Below are 15,373 nucleotides of genomic sequence, written 5' to 3'. Positions count from 1 at the left end.
TATCATGGCTTGGTTGATATATCTGCATTTACGCGCCTTGTAGGAAGGGGCTGCGCCCATGGCTTTTGAGCCCGCTCAACATAGCTTTATCACGCTCGAGGGCGTCGATGGCGCCGGCAAGTCCACGCAGGCGCGCCTGCTTGCCCGTGCGCTCGACCTTGCCGGCTACCAGGTTGTGACCCTGCGCGAGCCGGGCGGTACCGCCATCAGCGAAAAGATCCGTGCTCTGCTGCTCGACCCCGCCAATACGGCGATGGGCGACACCTGCGAGTTGTTGCTCTACGAGGCCGCGCGCGCCCAGTTGGTGCACGAGGTCATCGCGCCTGCCCTTGCTGCCGGCAAGGTGGTCCTGTGCGACCGCTTCTACGATTCCACAACTTGCTATCAGGCGTTTGCCGATGGCCTCGATCGCCAGATAGTGCGCGATGCCAACAACCTGGCCGTCGCGGGGACGCACCCGGCGCTCACACTCGTCTATCACATCACGCCCGAGCAGGCGGCGCTGCGCATGGCCGACCGCGGTGCGGCAGATCGCATGGAGGCTAAGGGCATGGCCTTCCAAGAGCGTGTCTACCAGGGTTTTTGCGCAATTGCCGCCGAGGAGCCAAACCGCGTAAAGCTCATCGACGCGACCGCGTCCATCGAGGAAGTCTTTGCGAAGACGGTCGAGCAGGTTCGCGCGTACGGTCTCGACATTCCGCAAGACGCCGTCGCCGCCGCACTTGCCAAGGAGGCCGAGTAACATGGCCCCCGCTCAGACAAGCCTGCTGGCCAAGCTTGACACCCAAGAGCGCGTGCGCGACTTTTTGACCAATGCCGTCGCCAGCGGTCGCGCATCGCACGCCTACCTGTTTTTGGGCGCGCCCGGCGCGGGCAAGCTCGACGCCGCGTGGGCGCTCGCCCAAGCCTTCCTGTGCGAGCAGGATGGCTGCGGCTCATGCGATAGCTGCGTGCGCGTCGCCCGCCATACGCACCCCGACGTGCACTATTACACGCCCGAGAGCGCCACGGGCTACCTCATCGCCCAGACGCGCGAGCTACTCGACGACGTACCCCTGGCGCCCATCCGCGCCAAGGCCAAGGTCTACATCATTGACCGTGCCGAGCAGCTGCGCGCCAACAGCGCCAACGCACTGCTCAAAACGCTCGAGGAACCGCCCGAGGGCGTCATGTTCATCCTGTTGGGCACCTCGGCAGATGTGATGCTGCCCACCATCGTGAGCCGCTGCCAGTGCGTGCCGTTTCGGCTGGTGTCGCCCGCCGTCGCCGCGCACGCCGTGAGCCGTGCCACTGGTCAGGATATCGCGCGTTGTCGCATGGCCGTCGCCGTGGCGGGCAGCCCCACGCGCGGCATCGAGTTCCTTAAGAGTGCCGAGCGCCAGGACGCCCGCCGTCAGATGGTCCGTGCCATCGACTCACTCATTGCCGCCGACGAGGCCGACGTGCTCAGCCGCGCCAAGTCGCTCATCGTCGCCGTTAAGGCGCCGCTCGCCGAGGTCAAGTCCACGCAGGAAAAGGTGCTCGAGCAAAACGCCGACTACCTGTCGCGTGGAGCATTGAAGCAGCTTGAGGACCGCAATAAGCGCGAGCTCAACGCGCGCGAGCGTTCGGGTATCATGGAAGCGCTGGCGAGCGCGCGGACGCTCATGCGCGATGTGCTGCTGACACTTCAGGACGAGGCGGCCGACGTGGTGAACGAAGACGTGCGCGACACGATCGGTCGGCTTGCCGCTGCGACCAATGTTGCGGGTGCCACGCGGGCGCTCGAGGCAGTCGCAACCGCCGAGCGCAACATCGCCAGAAACGTTACTCCCCAGCTGGCCATCGAGGTCATGCTGTTCGATATCAGGAAGGCACTGAAATGCCGTTAGTCGTACCCGTTAAGTTTACCTACGCCTCGCGCGACCTGTGGTTCGACCCGCAGGATCTGGATATCCTCGAGGCCGATTATGCTATCTGCTCCACCGAGCGCGGAACCGAGATTGGCCTGGTCACGGCAGACCCCTTCGAGGTGCCGCAGGACGAGATCGGCCAGCCGCTCAAGCCCGTGCTGCGCGTGGCGAGCGACATCGACCTGCAGCTTGCCGATGATCTGGCCATCCAGGGTGACGAGGCCATGGTCGATTTCCGTCGCCTGGTCAAGGAGCTCGACCTCGAGATGAAGCCGGTCGGCGTCGAGTACCTGTTTGGCGGCGAGAAGGCCGTGTTCTATTTTGCGGCCGAGGAGCGCGTCGATTTTCGCCAGCTCGTCAAGGATCTGTCCTCGACGCTGCACATTCGCGTCGACATGCGCCAGATCGGCGTGCGCGACGAGACCCGTTTGGTGGGCGGCTATGCCCAGTGCGGCCAGGAGCTCTGCTGCACGCGCTTTGGCGGACAGTTTGAGCCGGTTTCGATTCGCATGGCAAAAGAGCAGGACCTGCCGCTCAACTCGTCCAAAATTAGCGGCGTCTGCGGCCGCCTGATGTGCTGCCTGCGCTACGAGTTCGAGGCGTACAAGGACTTTAAGAGCCGCGCGCCCAAAAAGAAGACGCTTATCGATACGCCGCTTGGCAAGGCGCGCATCCAGGAATATGACACGCCGCGCGAGCAGCTGGTGTTGCGCTTGGAGAACGGCAAAGTCTTTAAGGTCAACCTGGCTGACATGACCTGCTCTGAGGGCTGCAAAAAGAAGGCCGCCGAGCAGGGCTGCAACTGCCGCCCCGACTGCGTGACGCGCGATGTGCTCGAGCGTATCGAGTCGCCCGAGATGCGCCTGGCGCTTATGGAGCTCGACCGCGAGAACGGCGTCGATGTGGGCGATGGCCTGTCGAGCGCCGACCGTCTGGCGGGGACGACGATGCCCAAGCGCCGCCGTCGCGATGCGGACGCCGATACCCGTACCGGTCAGAGCCAGGGCGAGGGTCGCGGCCGCGGTAAGGGTCGCGGCAAGGCCGAGGCACCCGAGGCCGAGGAAGCTGCCGGTGGACGTCGCCGCCGCAAGCGCTCGGGTTCGGGCGATGCCGGCGAGGCTGCTCCCGCAGACAAGAATTCCTCCCGCGAGCGCGAGGCCCAGCAGCCTCAGCAGCAAAACCGCGGCGGTGGCATGAATCCCACGCGCCGTCGCCGCCGCCATTTGTCGAGCGAGGAGCGCGAGGACGCCTTCCGCGCCGCAGCCGCTCGCGAAGCCGGTGCCGCCCCCAAGGGTGGTTCGGGTTCCGATACGCCTGCCGACAAGGGTGGCAAGCAGCGCAACGATGACGAGCGCGCCCCGCGTCCGCGTCGTCGCCATTCCTCGGGCACGCAGCAAAAGCCCTCGGTGCCCTCCGTGGCCGATCAGGTCTCGGATGGTGAGGTCAAGGTCACACGTCGTCGCCCCGGAGATGGCGGAGGGGCGGCTGCCAAGGCCGCGCGCGGCGCTGCTCGCGACGAACGCGAGTCGCGCGAAGATCGTGGTGGCGAGGGTTCGGCCGACCAGGGCCAGAAGCGCCGTCGCCGTCGTCGTTCCCGCAAGCCGCGTCAAGATGGTGGCGAGGGCTCGACCCCAAACTCGTCCGCACCGCAACCGCCCACCGGCGAATAGCGCCCGCAAACGGATTTAACCTGCCTGACCCCAAACGCGTCGGGGTACCATAGCGCTGAATCAACGACCCTCCCTGCGACCGAGCGTAGGGAGGGTTGTGTCGTGAAGAGACATTTGAACGTGTTGAGATGCCTGCAAGGTGCCGGCATCCTACCGTTTGCGGACGAATTGCTACCGTTTGCCGAGCGGGCGGCGCACGAGGCGCTTGAGGCGTTGTCGCCCACGCGATGTGCCGGCTGTGAGCGCGCCGGTGCGCTTATTTGCCAAGACTGCCTGGCCGCGCTCGCGCTCATCGACCCGCGGCATAGCTGCACTCGATGCGGCGCCCCGTTTGGAGACTTGCTGTGCACCGAGTGCTCGGTCGAGGGTAAGTCCTCGGCGATGGCCGAAGCTCTCGACCGGTGCCTGGCATGTGCCGTTTACACGCATCCGCTGCCGCGGATCATTAAAGCGTACAAAGACGCGGGCGAGCGACGCCTGGCGCCGTATCTGGCAGAGCTGCTATACGATACCGCCTTACATGCCCAGGTCGCGGCACCCGCTCGCTACGGTGGTGTGTTGTCTGGCGCCGATGCGGTGGTGTTTGTGCCCGCGACGGCGGCGGCGTTTCGGCGACGCGGCTTCGATCATATGGAAGCCATCGCGCGCCCATTTTGCGAGCTGTCGGGTGTTCCGCTGCTCGACGCCCTCGTTAAGTACGGCCATGGCGACCAGCGTGAACTCGGTCGTGAAGAACGCCGTGAACGCGCCCGAGGCATGTACGAGACCGTTGAGGACGTGCTGGGCCGCCGCCTGCTGCTTATCGACGACGTTATCACCACGGGCGCGACGATGGCAGCGGCTTCGGCGGAACTCAAGCGCGCCGGTGCCGCGGCCGTTGATGGCCTCGCTATCGCACGCGTTTGGTAGGGGTGGTTTTGTGGCAGTGAAGATTGAGCGGCGCAACGAGCCGACAGGCGAACAGCTAGCGGCTTCCGTAATCCTAACAGGCGCCTCGGCGCTACGCATGATGCGCTCCGAGCGCCGGCAGATGGGCTACATAAGCTGGAAGGACCTTGATCCCAAGGAGGAGTGCCGTGTGCTGCGCACGTCGTCGCCCTCGACCGAGGACATCTATCTTCCCGATTTGGTGCGGATTGGGGCCGCAAGCGGCGAGGTGCAAGAAGATCTGTGCTTGCTGGTGGGATCTGCGGCGCAGCGCCGCCGCATCCCTGGCGTGAGCTGGTCCGTATGCTCCGGGTTGCCCGCCGGCTCGATTCTAGAGGTGGAACCGGGGGTGTACAGTCTATCTCCCGAGGCCCTTTGCGTAGCCGTCGCGCGCGAGGTCGGCTGTATCCAGGCATTTGCCCTGGCCCAGGAGCTGTGCTCTAAGATTTCGCTGAGTGACCGCGGGAAGTATCTACCTCCCTACACATCGCCTGTCGTGAACAAATTGGCAAAGGACAAAGACCAGCCGCCAGATGTCGGTTACTTTGAGGTCGAGTCCGTGCTGACACCCGATTGCCTGGTAGATTACCTCGCGGCATGCAAGGGGAATGTGGCCAAACAGCTGCTGCGCCTGTGTCCCTACCTGTCAGAAAATCTGCGCTCGCCCATGGAGTGCATCATGCTCGCTCTGTTTTCGCTTCCGTTTTCCTATGGCGGATTTGCCTGCGGTCCCTTTAAGACCGACTACAAGATCGAGTTCGATGACCGCGCGCAGGCAATCTCGGGGATGCCGCATGCAGTTTGCGATGCGTATCAGGAAGCAGCCCAGTTTGACCTGGAATACAACGGTGAGCTGGGCCATTCCTCCCGGAGGGGACGTATCCATGATGAAAAACGCAACACGGGCTTGATTACTATGGGAATCGAGGTCGCGACGGTCAATAACGAGATGCTCTGCGACATGGAGGCAATGGAGGCGCTCGCATGGCGCATGCACCAGCGTATGCGAAAGCGGTACCGGAATCGTGTCGATGCCCGCAGGAAAAAGCAAGAGGCGCTGCTTAACACGCTGCGGGCGTGTTTTGGGCTTAAACCCGCCTAACAATGCTCTGAAACAGGGGGTTGGATATATGCTCTGGCCAAAATATAGCAAATATGAGTACTGCTACAAATTCAGTAACAGCAAAATCAGGGATTTTGGGACTGGAAGATGGGGTAAATTAGAAAGCTATTAAACAAATGTGGAATATCCTGGCATCAATCTGACGTTATAGAGCGTGAAAACAGCTTGCAGAGCCAAAAACTCCTGCTACTAAATTGGTAACAGTACTCATATTTGCTATTTTTTGGCCACGGCGCCCTAAGACGGGTGTGTTGGGGCTTTCCATAGGGGAGCGACGGGCTCAATCAGAGCACGTGCGGCCCGTCCTGACCTGCGAAATCTGTACTCGCGATGCGAATAACGCCCCTAACCTTAAACTTTAGCTTGAACTTAGCTATAATGCGCTTCGTTCCTACCAGGCTGTGGTTGCGGACGGACGAAATGCCCGTCCTAGTCCAAGACAGACGCGGTCAAAGGGATCCACGTAAGCGACCGCGTGCGCGCGGCGCGATCATGGCGCGTCCTAGATGTAAGCCGCACCGTCCGTTCTACTTTCTTTGGGGCAATACCGCCTCGCGGGCGAGCGGGTCAGTCGTGAAGGTGGCTGCGGCCTCCCGAGCAAACACCCCGGTGCGCAAGTGTGGGGTCAAATACCAGGTCAGCTGGTGGGAACAACCTGATATTCCGCGCAACGCACGGATTGTATACGACACAGAAGGCAGGGTAGTGGACATGGTGAGGGGCAGCTTGATGCACGCGGCTCGGTTAGGTGCTGGGACCGCAGCGGTCATCGCCGTTTTGGGCCTGAGCGGATGCGCGTTCAACCCGCTGTCTACGTTCACGACTCCCACGATCGACCAGATCGAGTACGAGACCGTCACGCCGGCGGTGTCGGACGATGCCCTGGTCACTCCCGGAACCCTGACGGTCGCCCTCGATACTTCCGATGCGCCGCAGGCCATGCAGGGCGCCGACGGCGAGCTCACGGGGTATGCGGTTGACGCCGCCCGCGCCCTCGCAAGCCGCATGGGCCTTAAGGTCGCCTTCGTCGATGCGTCCTCGGCAGGTTCCGCGCTCGGCGACAAAAAGGCCGATATCTTTATCGGCGAGATCAACTCCACAGACGGGGACGTTAGCTCGCTCGGCACCTGCCTGTACGATGCCGCTTCTGTGTTCGGTAAAACTAGCGATGGTGGGTCGCTAAGCGTTTCCACCGATACCCTTAACACGTCTACCCTGGGTGTCCAGATGTCCTCGGCCTCGCAGGAGGCGCTTGCTAAGCAGAGCATCACCGCCAACCAAAAGACCTACTCCAACATCAACGAGTGCTTTGAGGCGCTCGAGTCCGGCGAGGTCGACTATGTGATCTGCGACTCCACGGTCGGCGGCTACCTTGCACGCTTGATGAGCGAGATCTCCTTTGTCGGTGCGCTCGAGGCGCCCTCGACGCTTGGTGTTGCGGGCCTCTCGTCCAATGACGAACTGTGCCGTGCCGTGAGCGATGCCCTCGACGACATCACGGTCGACGGTACGCTCGAGGCAGTCCACTGCGTCTGGTATGGCACGATGCCCTACGACCTCACCACTAAGACGGTTTCGGGCGCTAACGTGCAACCGGGCGACTCTGAGTCCAGTGAGACCACGTCCTCCGGCAGCGAGTCCTCCGATTCCAACAATGAGACCGCATCCTCCGAGGACAAATCGTCCAGCCAGGAAGGTGCCATCACCGACGACGACATTAACAAACTCAATAGCTAGTTATTGCTAGGGGTGGTGTCTCCTATACGTTGGAAAGGACACCTCTTCACGGTTTCAACACGCACTGCCGGGCTTCCCCGATGGGGGAGCCCGGCTTTTTCATCCCAATAAAACCAGCAGGTCAAAGCCAATTTTCGGGACCAAATACAAAGCCGTTGGCCCCCTCCTATAGCGCACTTTGCCACAAAAAAGTGCGAGACTTCGGTATGCGGTATCAAGCAATCGTTATTCGGGTCTTTGGGAATCCGCGTGATTAAATGCACGGCAATGGGTACATAGCCAGTACAGTAAGTCCCCGAGGCAGATTGGAGCCACGTATGGATATCAAGGTTTCTGGACGCAAGACGACGGTAACCGATGCTCTGCGTGCGCATGTGGATGAGAAGATCGGCGAGGCGCTCAAGGTTTTCGATATCGAGCCCATGACGGTCGACGTTGTACTTCGCTATGAGAAGAACCCCTCGAACCCCAACCCGGCAATCGTCGAGGTTACGGTTCGTGCCCGCGGTTCGGTGATTCGCGTTGCCGAGCACGGTGCAGATATGTACGCCGCCATCGACCTCTCCGCCGATAAGGTCACCCGCCAGCTGCGTAAGTTCAAGACCAAGGTCGTGGACAACCGCCAGGGCGGTGCCAGCGCGGCGGATGTCGCACCGGTCGAGCGCGTCGCGGATCTGGCTGACCTGCTGCTGCCCGAGGAGGAGGACGACCTGCTCGTCCGCGAGAAGGTCATCGATGTCACCCCGATGACTGAGGAGCAGGCGCTGGTGCAGACCGATCTGCTCGGCCACGACTTCTACGTGTTCGAGAACGCGACGACTGGACTCATCAATGTGGTGTATCACCGTAAGAATGGTGGATATGGCATCATCAAGCCCCGCATCGAAACACTTGACGAGTAAAATACGTTAACTTGCATGAGTTAACGGTTGGCGGCCATCCCATGCGGATGGCCGCCTTTTTACGTAAGGAGTCGCTTTGATGGACAAGGCTGCATCTACCGGCCATTCTGACCGCTGCCGCATCGTCGTCGATACCTGCTGCGACTTTAGCCCCGAGGTCGCCGCGAACCTCGATGTCGATATCTTGGGTTTCCCCTTCATTATCGATGGCGAGGAGCGCACGGACGATATCTGGTCGAGCATGAGCCCTAAGGAGTTCTACGACCGCATGCGCGCCGGCGCCCGCGTGTCTACCTCTGCCGTGTCGCTCGGTCGCTATATCGAGTTCTTTACCGAGTGCGCCAAAGAGGGCACACCCACGGTCTACCTGTGCTTTACCTCGGCGCTGTCGTCGAGCTACAACTCCGCGTGCCAGGCGGCAGACGCCGTGCGCGCCGAGTATCCCAACTTTGAGCTCTACGTAGTCGACAACGCTCTGCCCTGCGCGACCGGCGCGCTCTTGGCGCTCGAGGCCGTGCGCCAGCGTTCGGCGGGGCTGACCGCCAAGCAGCTGGTCGATTGGGCAAACGAGGCAAAGACCTATGTCCACGGCTACTTTACGCTCGAGAGCTTTGACGCGCTGGCTGCCGGCGGCCGCATTCCGCCCGCGGCGGCACAGCTCACGGCAAAGCTCGACGTCAAGCCCGAGCTCTCCTACGACCTTGCCGGCTCGCTGTCGCTGATTGGCGTCAACCGCGGCCGCAAGAAGGCGCTCAAGTCCATCCTCAAGTCGTTCCGCGAGAACTACGTGCCCGATCGCACCATGCCCATCGCCATCATGACGGCCGATGCCGAGAAGGACGGTGATTGGCTCGAGGCCGCCATCCGCAAGGAGGAAGGCTGCGCCGACGTCACGATCATTCGCGGCTCCGTGGGTCCCACCATTGGCTCGCACGTGGGCCCCGGCATGGTGGCCTGCGCGTTTTGGGGCAAGAATCGCGCCGAGAAAGCCTCGCTTTCCGACCGCATCGCGCGCCGTGTGCGCGGCGAGTAGACAGACGCTACGGCCACAGACGCCCCGCAGCCCAAACGCTGGCACCGAGTATTCAACCTGGTAACAACACCCAACCCAAAAGGAAAGGTTTCATGGCAAACAAGCTCTCCGTCGCATTCATCGGCACCGGAATCATGGGTGCCCCCATCGCCGGCCACATTCTGGACGCCGGCTATCCCGTCACGGTCAACAACCGCACCAAGTCCAAGGCGGCGGCGCTTATCCAGCGCGGCGCCGTCTGGGCAGATACGCCGGCCGATGCCGCGGCGAACGCCGATGTCGTCTTTACCATGGTGGGCTATCCCTCCGAGGTCGAGGAACTCTACCTGGCGGGCGACGGCCTGCTCGCGTGCACTAAGCCCGGCGCGGTCTTGATCGACCTCACCACGAGCTCGCCCGAGCTTGCCCGTGACATTGCCGAGGCCGCCCAGGTTTCTGGTCGCATGGCGTTTGACTGCCCCGTCACCGGCGGCGAGTCGGGCGCTATCGCCGGTACGCTCACGGCTATCGTGGGCGCTACCGAGAACGACATCGCGCCGGTCCGCGACATCCTTGCCACCTTTGCGGCCAACATCTGCTGCTTCGACGGCGCCGGCAAGGGCCAGGCTGCCAAGCTCGCCAACCAGGTGTCGCTGGGCGCCTGCATGGTCGGCATGGCAGACGCCATGGCATTTGCCGAGCTGAGCGGCCTTGATCTGGAGAAGACCCGCCAGATGATCCTGGGCGGTACCGGCAAGTCCGGCGCCATGGAGAGCCTGGCTACCAAGGCGCTCGACGGCGACTACAAGCCCGGCTTTATGGTCGAGCACTTCATCAAGGACCTGCGCTTGGCGCTCGCCTATGCCGACGATCGCGAGCTTGCGCTGCCCGGCGCCGACGTGGCCTTTACGCTCTACGACATGCTCGATGCCATCGGTGGTGCCAAGCTGGGCACCCAGGCCATCACGGTCCTCTATAAGGAGGAGGCCGACGCCATCGCCGCCGGTCTGGACTGGTCGCAGTATCGTCCCGAAGAGCACGGTGCTCACGAGGACGGCTGCGGTTGCGGCGAGCACGGCGACGACCATGAGTGCGGTTGCGGCCACCACCATGGCGAGGACCACGAGTGCTGCGGCGGCCACGGCCATGATGATGGCCACGAGTGCTGCTGCGGCCACCATCACGGGGAGTAGCGCCCATGAGCTGGACGTTCGTGGTGCTTGCGCTGGTGCTCTTTCTCTTCGCGATCTACATTGGCTTTTTGTGCGGCCAGTGGGCGTGCGAAAAGCGCGTCATCACCAAGCGCGACTACTGGATTGCCAACTTTGCGGGAGCGGCGGCAGTCATCCTGCTGACCTGGGTGTTCTCGCTGTTCCCGCTGGTGCAGTTTGCGCCGATCGGCTGGCTCGGCGGCTTTATCGCCGGCCTTAAGATGAGCTTTGGCGAGTCCGTCGGTCCGTGGCGCAAACACGACGAGGTCTTTAACGTTAACAAGGCTCACCGCGCCGCCGCCGACGCGGGCGATGCCGAGGAGCGCCGCCGTGCGCGTCGCAATGGCGCGGCCGACCGACAGCTCATCTCGGTCACCGATGACAGCAAGGGTGCTGACAAGCACGCTAAGAAATAGTAAAAAGAGGTAACTATGGCAGAAAACAAAGACGAACAGCTCACCGACGAGGAGCTGGCACAGCTCCAGCTGGCAGAGGAGAACGAGAACGCCGTCGACCGCCTGGTCCAGGAGCTCGGCTGCCCCACGCGCCGCATCCGTCAGTTTGCCGCCCGCGTGCTGCACCTGCTTGCCGAGCGCGATCCGCAGCGCGTCGTGCCCTGCGTGCCCGCGCTGATCGAGGCGCTCGACCGCCCCGAGGCTCAGACCCGCTGGGAGGCTCTCGATGCCCTGGCGGCGCTCGCCACCACCTGCCCCGAGCAGCTGGGCGATGCCTTTGAGGGCGCCGAGACCGCGCTGTTCGATGAGATTTCGTCCACGCTGCGCTATGCCGCCTTCCGCCTGCTGTGCGTGTGGGGCGCCACGAGCGTCGAGCGTTCGCGCGAGGCTTGGCCCATCCTGGACGAGGCCATCCAGTGCTACCACGGCGACCTCGAGTATCGCGACATGCTCGGTTGCCTGTACGAGTTTGGCCGGGGCGAGATTGACGCCGAGGTCGCCGAGAAGCTCGCGCTGCGCCTTAAGTTCGATGCCGAGAACGGCAAGGGTAGCTATCTCAAGGCCCGTTCGAGCGAGATTTGCGAAATGCTTGTTAAACGTTTTGGCCTGGATCTCTCCAAAAAGAAGAAGCGTGCTAGCGTAAAAAAATCTGACGACGCCGAAGACGAGGAGTAACAGATTATGGCGCACGATGTAGTCCTGATTCCTGGTGACGGTATCGGTCCCGAGATTACGCAGGCTATGCGCCGCGTGGTCGAGGCCACTGGTGTCCAGATCAACTGGAACGTCCAGGAGGCCGGTGCCGGCGTCATGGACGAGTTTGCCACGCCGCTGCCCCAACATGTGCTCGATGCGGTCGCCGAGACCAAGGTTGCTATCAAGGGCCCCATCACCACGCCGGTCGGCACGGGTTTCCGCAGCGTTAACGTCGCCCTGCGCAAGCATTTTGACCTGTACGCCTGCGTGCGCCCCTGCCTGTCGCAGCCGGGCGACGGCTCGCGCTTCCGCGACGTCGACCTGGTTATCGTGCGCGAGAACACCGAGGACCTCTATGCCGGCATCGAGTTCGATGAGGGCGCTGCCGAGGTCGAGGAGCTTTCGCAGCTCGTCGAGCGCTCGGGCCAGAAGACCTTCGCCGCGGATTCCGCCATCTCAATCAAGCCGATTTCCATCGCCAAGAGCCGCCGCATTGTGGAGTACGCTTTTGAGTACGCCCGCCGCTGCGGCCGCAAAAAGGTGACGGCCGTGCATAAGGCCAACATCATGAAGGCGACCGATGGCCTGTTCCTGCGCGTTGCGCGCGAGGTGGCCGCCAACTATCCCGATATCGAGTTCAACGACAAGATTGTCGACGCCACCTGCATGGGCCTGGTCCAGAACCCCAACGACTTCGATGTCCTGGTGCTGCCCAACCTGTACGGTGACATTGTGAGCGACCTGTGCGCCGGTCTGGTAGGTGGACTGGGTATGGCTCCGGGTTCCAACATCGGTGCCGACTGCGCCATCTTCGAGGCGACGCACGGCTCCGCGCCCGATATCGCTGGCCAGGATATCGCTAACCCCACGGCCGAGATTCTGTCCGCGGCTATGATGCTCGATCACCTGGGCGAGAACGACGCGGCCAATCGCATTCGCGCCGCCGTTTCTGCCACGCTCGACGAGGGTGAGCAGGTTACCGGCGACGTTCGTCGTGCCCAGACCGGCTCCGTTGAGGGCGCTGTGGGCACGCAGGCCTTTGCCGATGCCGTTATCGCGCACCTGGCCTAAGGCATGCAGACTGCAAACGCCTAAATAGTACTTAAGTGTTTGCGTATAACCTGAGAATCAATACGCCCGGCGCTTTGTCGGGCGTATTCTATTGCGGACTATGTTTCCTAACAAGGAGTAACTGATATGGGTCTGATTCAAAAGAAGGACGAGAAGGACGAGATCGACGGCATCCAGATCATCGAGCGCGGCGAAGGCCCCGATGGTGATGAGGAGGAGAAGATCGATCTGGTCGCCGGTACGTCTGCCGAACATATTGCCGCCGGTACGACGGCCGAGGAGGAGGACGCTCGCCTGGAGGCAAAGATCGCCGCGGACGCCGCCGACGAGAACCTCATGCCCGAGGAGCAGGACGAGGACGACGATATCCTGGGTTCCGACGAAGACGACCGCGCATCCAAGCACAAGAAGACGATGATTGCCGCCTTCGTGGTTGCAGTCGTGATCGCTGCTGTGGTCGGCTTCTTTATCGGCAACGGTGGTTTTGGCGGCAAGGGCGTCGGCTCGGCGACCCTCACCGAGGACCAGCTCGATTCGACCGTGGCAAGCTACAGCTACAACGGCAAGAAGAGCGACATCACCGCGCGCGAGGCCATTGAGAGCCAGTACAGCCTCGACACCGTCAAGGATGGCGATGGCAACTACACCGCTCCCTCTGCCGACGTCATCCTGTCCTACGTGCGCAACAAGATCCTGCTCGACGCTGCCGAGGACGAGGGCATCACCGTCTCTTCTAAGGAGATGAAGAAGTACGCCGAGGATTCCATCGGCACTTCGGACTACAAGACCATGGCCACGCAGTATGGCGTGTCCAAGGACCAGGCCAAGCAGATCGTCCGTCAGTCCGCGACGCTGCAGAAGCTCTACAAGAAGAAGGTGGGCGATAGCTCCGCAAGCATGCCGACCGCCCCGACCGAGCCTGCTGACGGCAACGAGGAGACCGCGAGCAAGGACTACGCCGATTACATCATCAAACTTGCCGGCGACGAGTGGGATAGCGAAAAGGGCACCTGGAAGGACGCCGATAGCACCTACGCTAAGGCCTTCGCTGACGATGCCTTTACGGCTGATAGCGCTACCTACAAGCAGGCCATGACCGCCTATTACACCGCCTACCAGCAGTACTCTTCGCAGGCTTCGAGCGCCAGCTCCAAGTGGACCGAGTATGCTAACGGCCTGTATGCCAAGGCCAACATCAGCATCTATGGTCTGTTTGCATAAAGATCTGTCTGAGCCGCCGAGCGCGTAACCGAAATATCTGAATAAGCCCGCTAGAACGGATGTTGTTCTAGCGGGCTATTTGCGTTTAGGCGCTGGTGGCTAAATTATGCCTATCAATCTTTAAGTCCAAAAAGGTTATCGGCTTCATCGTCAGGCATATATTCCAGTACATCGCCCGGTTGGCAGTCGAGTGCCCGGCATATCGCGTCAAGAGTTGAAAAACGTATGGCAGAAACCTTGCCCGTCTTAATGCGTGACATATTGACCTGGGAGATGCCCACGCGTCCCGCAAGCTCTTTGGATGAGATCTTGCGTTCGGCGAGCATGCGGTCAAGCCGCAGAATAATCATGGATTCCCCCTAGAGCAACTCGTCATCTTGTTTTTGCAGGATATACCCGTAGCGGAAGATGCTGGCAATCAGGCAAATAATCAGGCCCGCAAAGAGCATGGAGGGCTCGAATAACTGGCCGGCGAACGCATCCGTAAAGCTGCCGCCAAATCCTGAGAGTATCATTCCCGTGATTACGGCACCAAGAAGCCTCACGGCAACGCCGCCGATAAGGAATAAATGTCCTACTCGACGAAGTGTCTGGTTACATTCAAGGTCAAAGGGCCTGCCTTCCTTTTCAATGTTTAAGAAAAGCCTGCGCACGCTTAGCGCGATGGTAAGCGCGAGGCATGTCATCAAGAGGCTCCCTATGGCAGTGTGACCATCGCGTGCGACGAGCATAAGTGGGGTCTGCGCATCGGTACCGACGATAGCCAGGCACGGCCCTTCGCCGCCTTGAAGTTCTACGGATTGGAGACACGACCCTTGGGAGAGGCTAGGCAATACGAGTAGAAGGTCAATCGTAATGACTGCGAGAAGTCCCAGAGCGAGCGCCACGGTGGTGCAGATTGTGGCCCATTTGCAGATGCGAGTGAGCTTCCTCAGATCGGCTATTGCCTGTTCACGGTCGATGGCTTCATTCGATTTGGATACGTTCCAGCGGATCATAGCTCCTCCAACCAATGTCTTGGATGATACTTGTATCTTATATCATATTTAATGATAAACGATAAACAATTACAGATTAGAGTAAGTAATGTTTGTGAGACGAATAGCGAGAGCTATGGCTCATTTTGGGTGTCGGAGTTTGGCGCGCGGGGGATGAGGACAAATGTCAAAACTTCCCTTGATCGCGCAAGCGCTCCATTGTGTTTCCCTAATTCATCTGGGAAAACGACTGCAAACGATTACAAGTAACCGGTGAACGGTCGAAAACTACCGTTCACCGATAATCTCAAAACTGGTTCTAACTGGTATTAAGTCAAAAAGACCAATTCACATATCTTCACAATGACCTGCAATTTTTCAACACGCTATTTTTTGCCGCCCTGGGGGTGCGGACAGAAAGTTGGACCGCGGGGCGGTCCGGACTGGAGGTTCGCATGTACAGCAGGGAGAAGGTCGAG

15 protein-coding genes are annotated in these 15,373 nt (G+C 61.1%); 13 read left to right on the top strand and 2 right to left on the bottom strand.

Features of this window, described 5'->3' with window-relative positions:
- The first annotated feature begins 58 nt into the window (after positions 1–58).
- The 13 genes from tmk (at position 59) to ACESWY_RS08855 (ending at position 13,917) form a co-directional block, all read left to right on the top strand.
- Positions 59–742 (top strand): dTMP kinase, encoded by a 684-nt coding sequence (tmk, locus tag ACESWY_RS08915; RefSeq protein ID WP_195246649.1) that lies wholly within the window; start codon positions 59–61, stop codon positions 740–742.
- Position 743: 1 nt separating this feature from the next.
- A complete protein-coding gene (locus ACESWY_RS08910; protein WP_195246650.1) occupies positions 744–1,871 on the top strand; it encodes a DNA polymerase III subunit in 1,128 nt (375 codons plus the stop codon).
- On the top strand, positions 1,862–3,562 hold the full coding sequence (locus tag ACESWY_RS08905) for a PSP1 domain-containing protein (protein WP_373093996.1): 1,701 nt from the start codon (positions 1,862–1,864) through the stop codon (positions 3,560–3,562). The genes ACESWY_RS08910 and ACESWY_RS08905 overlap by 10 nt, the downstream gene beginning before the upstream one ends.
- A gap of 102 nt (positions 3,563–3,664) precedes the next feature.
- Entirely contained in the window at positions 3,665–4,471 is an 807-nt protein-coding gene (locus ACESWY_RS08900) for a ComF family protein (protein ID WP_373093994.1), read from the top strand.
- Positions 4,472–4,481: 10 nt separating this feature from the next.
- On the top strand, positions 4,482–5,591 hold the full coding sequence (locus tag ACESWY_RS08895) for a hypothetical protein (RefSeq protein ID WP_373093992.1): 1,110 nt from the start codon (positions 4,482–4,484) through the stop codon (positions 5,589–5,591).
- Positions 5,592–6,341: 750 nt separating this feature from the next.
- Positions 6,342–7,349: a substrate-binding periplasmic protein gene (locus ACESWY_RS08890; RefSeq protein WP_373202309.1), complete on the top strand. Its 1,008-nt coding sequence runs from the start codon at positions 6,342–6,344 to the stop codon at positions 7,347–7,349.
- Between the two features lie 317 nt (positions 7,350–7,666).
- Positions 7,667–8,251 carry a ribosome hibernation-promoting factor, HPF/YfiA family gene (hpf, locus tag ACESWY_RS08885; protein ID WP_373093990.1) on the top strand — a complete coding sequence of 195 codons (585 nt, stop codon included), beginning with the start codon at positions 7,667–7,669 and terminating at the stop codon, positions 8,249–8,251.
- 79 nt (positions 8,252–8,330) lie between these two features.
- Positions 8,331–9,284 (top strand): DegV family protein, encoded by a 954-nt coding sequence (locus ACESWY_RS08880; RefSeq protein ID WP_373093988.1) that lies wholly within the window; start codon positions 8,331–8,333, stop codon positions 9,282–9,284.
- Between the two features lie 92 nt (positions 9,285–9,376).
- The gene (locus ACESWY_RS08875; protein ID WP_368131727.1) at positions 9,377–10,456 is read left to right on the top strand and encodes an NAD(P)-dependent oxidoreductase; all 1,080 of its coding nucleotides are present in this window, start codon (positions 9,377–9,379) and stop codon (positions 10,454–10,456) included.
- A 5-nt stretch (positions 10,457–10,461) separates the two neighbouring features.
- A complete protein-coding gene (locus ACESWY_RS08870; protein WP_022094617.1) occupies positions 10,462–10,890 on the top strand; it encodes a hypothetical protein in 429 nt (142 codons plus the stop codon).
- A gap of 15 nt (positions 10,891–10,905) precedes the next feature.
- Complete coding sequence (locus tag ACESWY_RS08865) at positions 10,906–11,604, top strand: hypothetical protein (RefSeq protein WP_022094616.1); 699 nt, start codon at positions 10,906–10,908, stop codon at positions 11,602–11,604.
- 6 nt (positions 11,605–11,610) lie between these two features.
- Positions 11,611–12,696: an isocitrate/isopropylmalate dehydrogenase family protein gene (locus ACESWY_RS08860; protein WP_373093985.1), complete on the top strand. Its 1,086-nt coding sequence runs from the start codon at positions 11,611–11,613 to the stop codon at positions 12,694–12,696.
- A 126-nt stretch (positions 12,697–12,822) separates the two neighbouring features.
- A complete protein-coding gene (locus ACESWY_RS08855; protein ID WP_373093983.1) occupies positions 12,823–13,917 on the top strand; it encodes a hypothetical protein in 1,095 nt (364 codons plus the stop codon).
- A gap of 113 nt (positions 13,918–14,030) precedes the next feature.
- On the opposite strand, the gene ACESWY_RS08850 is transcribed toward ACESWY_RS08855, so the two are convergent.
- Positions 14,031–14,267 (bottom strand): helix-turn-helix domain-containing protein, encoded by a 237-nt coding sequence (locus tag ACESWY_RS08850; protein WP_215674969.1) that lies wholly within the window; start codon positions 14,265–14,267, stop codon positions 14,031–14,033.
- 9 nt (positions 14,268–14,276) lie between these two features.
- Positions 14,277–14,915, bottom strand: a complete 639-nt coding sequence (locus ACESWY_RS08845) for a hypothetical protein (protein WP_373093981.1) — start codon at positions 14,913–14,915, stop codon at positions 14,277–14,279.
- Between the last annotated feature and the right edge of the window lie 458 nt (positions 14,916–15,373).

Source organism: Collinsella aerofaciens ATCC 25986 (assembly GCF_964237925.1).
In the GTDB taxonomy this organism is placed as follows: Bacteria; Actinomycetota; Coriobacteriia; order Coriobacteriales; family Coriobacteriaceae; genus Collinsella; species Collinsella aerofaciens_BJ.
The sequence above is the reverse complement of the archived record's forward strand: the minus strand, read 5'-3'. Positions and strand labels throughout refer to the sequence as shown.

What these genes read in the sequence shown, in the direction of transcription:
- tmk (WP_195246649.1), top strand. Translation starts at nt 59, where the DNA reads ATGGCTTTTGAGCCCGCTCAACATAGCTTTATCACGCTCGAGGGCGTC.
- ACESWY_RS08910 (WP_195246650.1), top strand. Translation starts at nt 744, where the DNA reads ATGGCCCCCGCTCAGACAAGCCTGCTGGCCAAGCTTGACACCCAAGAG.
- ACESWY_RS08905 (WP_373093996.1), top strand. Translation starts at nt 1,862, where the DNA reads ATGCCGTTAGTCGTACCCGTTAAGTTTACCTACGCCTCGCGCGACCTG.
- ACESWY_RS08890 (WP_373202309.1), top strand. Translation starts at nt 6,342, where the DNA reads ATGCACGCGGCTCGGTTAGGTGCTGGGACCGCAGCGGTCATCGCCGTT.
- hpf (WP_373093990.1), top strand. Translation starts at nt 7,667, where the DNA reads ATGGATATCAAGGTTTCTGGACGCAAGACGACGGTAACCGATGCTCTG.
- ACESWY_RS08880 (WP_373093988.1), top strand. Translation starts at nt 8,331, where the DNA reads ATGGACAAGGCTGCATCTACCGGCCATTCTGACCGCTGCCGCATCGTC.
- ACESWY_RS08875 (WP_368131727.1), top strand. Translation starts at nt 9,377, where the DNA reads ATGGCAAACAAGCTCTCCGTCGCATTCATCGGCACCGGAATCATGGGT.
- ACESWY_RS08870 (WP_022094617.1), top strand. Translation starts at nt 10,462, where the DNA reads ATGAGCTGGACGTTCGTGGTGCTTGCGCTGGTGCTCTTTCTCTTCGCG.
- ACESWY_RS08865 (WP_022094616.1), top strand. Translation starts at nt 10,906, where the DNA reads ATGGCAGAAAACAAAGACGAACAGCTCACCGACGAGGAGCTGGCACAG.
- ACESWY_RS08860 (WP_373093985.1), top strand. Translation starts at nt 11,611, where the DNA reads ATGGCGCACGATGTAGTCCTGATTCCTGGTGACGGTATCGGTCCCGAG.
- ACESWY_RS08855 (WP_373093983.1), top strand. Translation starts at nt 12,823, where the DNA reads ATGGGTCTGATTCAAAAGAAGGACGAGAAGGACGAGATCGACGGCATC.
- ACESWY_RS08850 (WP_215674969.1), bottom strand. Translation starts at nt 14,267, where the DNA reads ATGATTATTCTGCGGCTTGACCGCATGCTCGCCGAACGCAAGATCTCA.
- ACESWY_RS08845 (WP_373093981.1), bottom strand. Translation starts at nt 14,915, where the DNA reads ATGATCCGCTGGAACGTATCCAAATCGAATGAAGCCATCGACCGTGAA.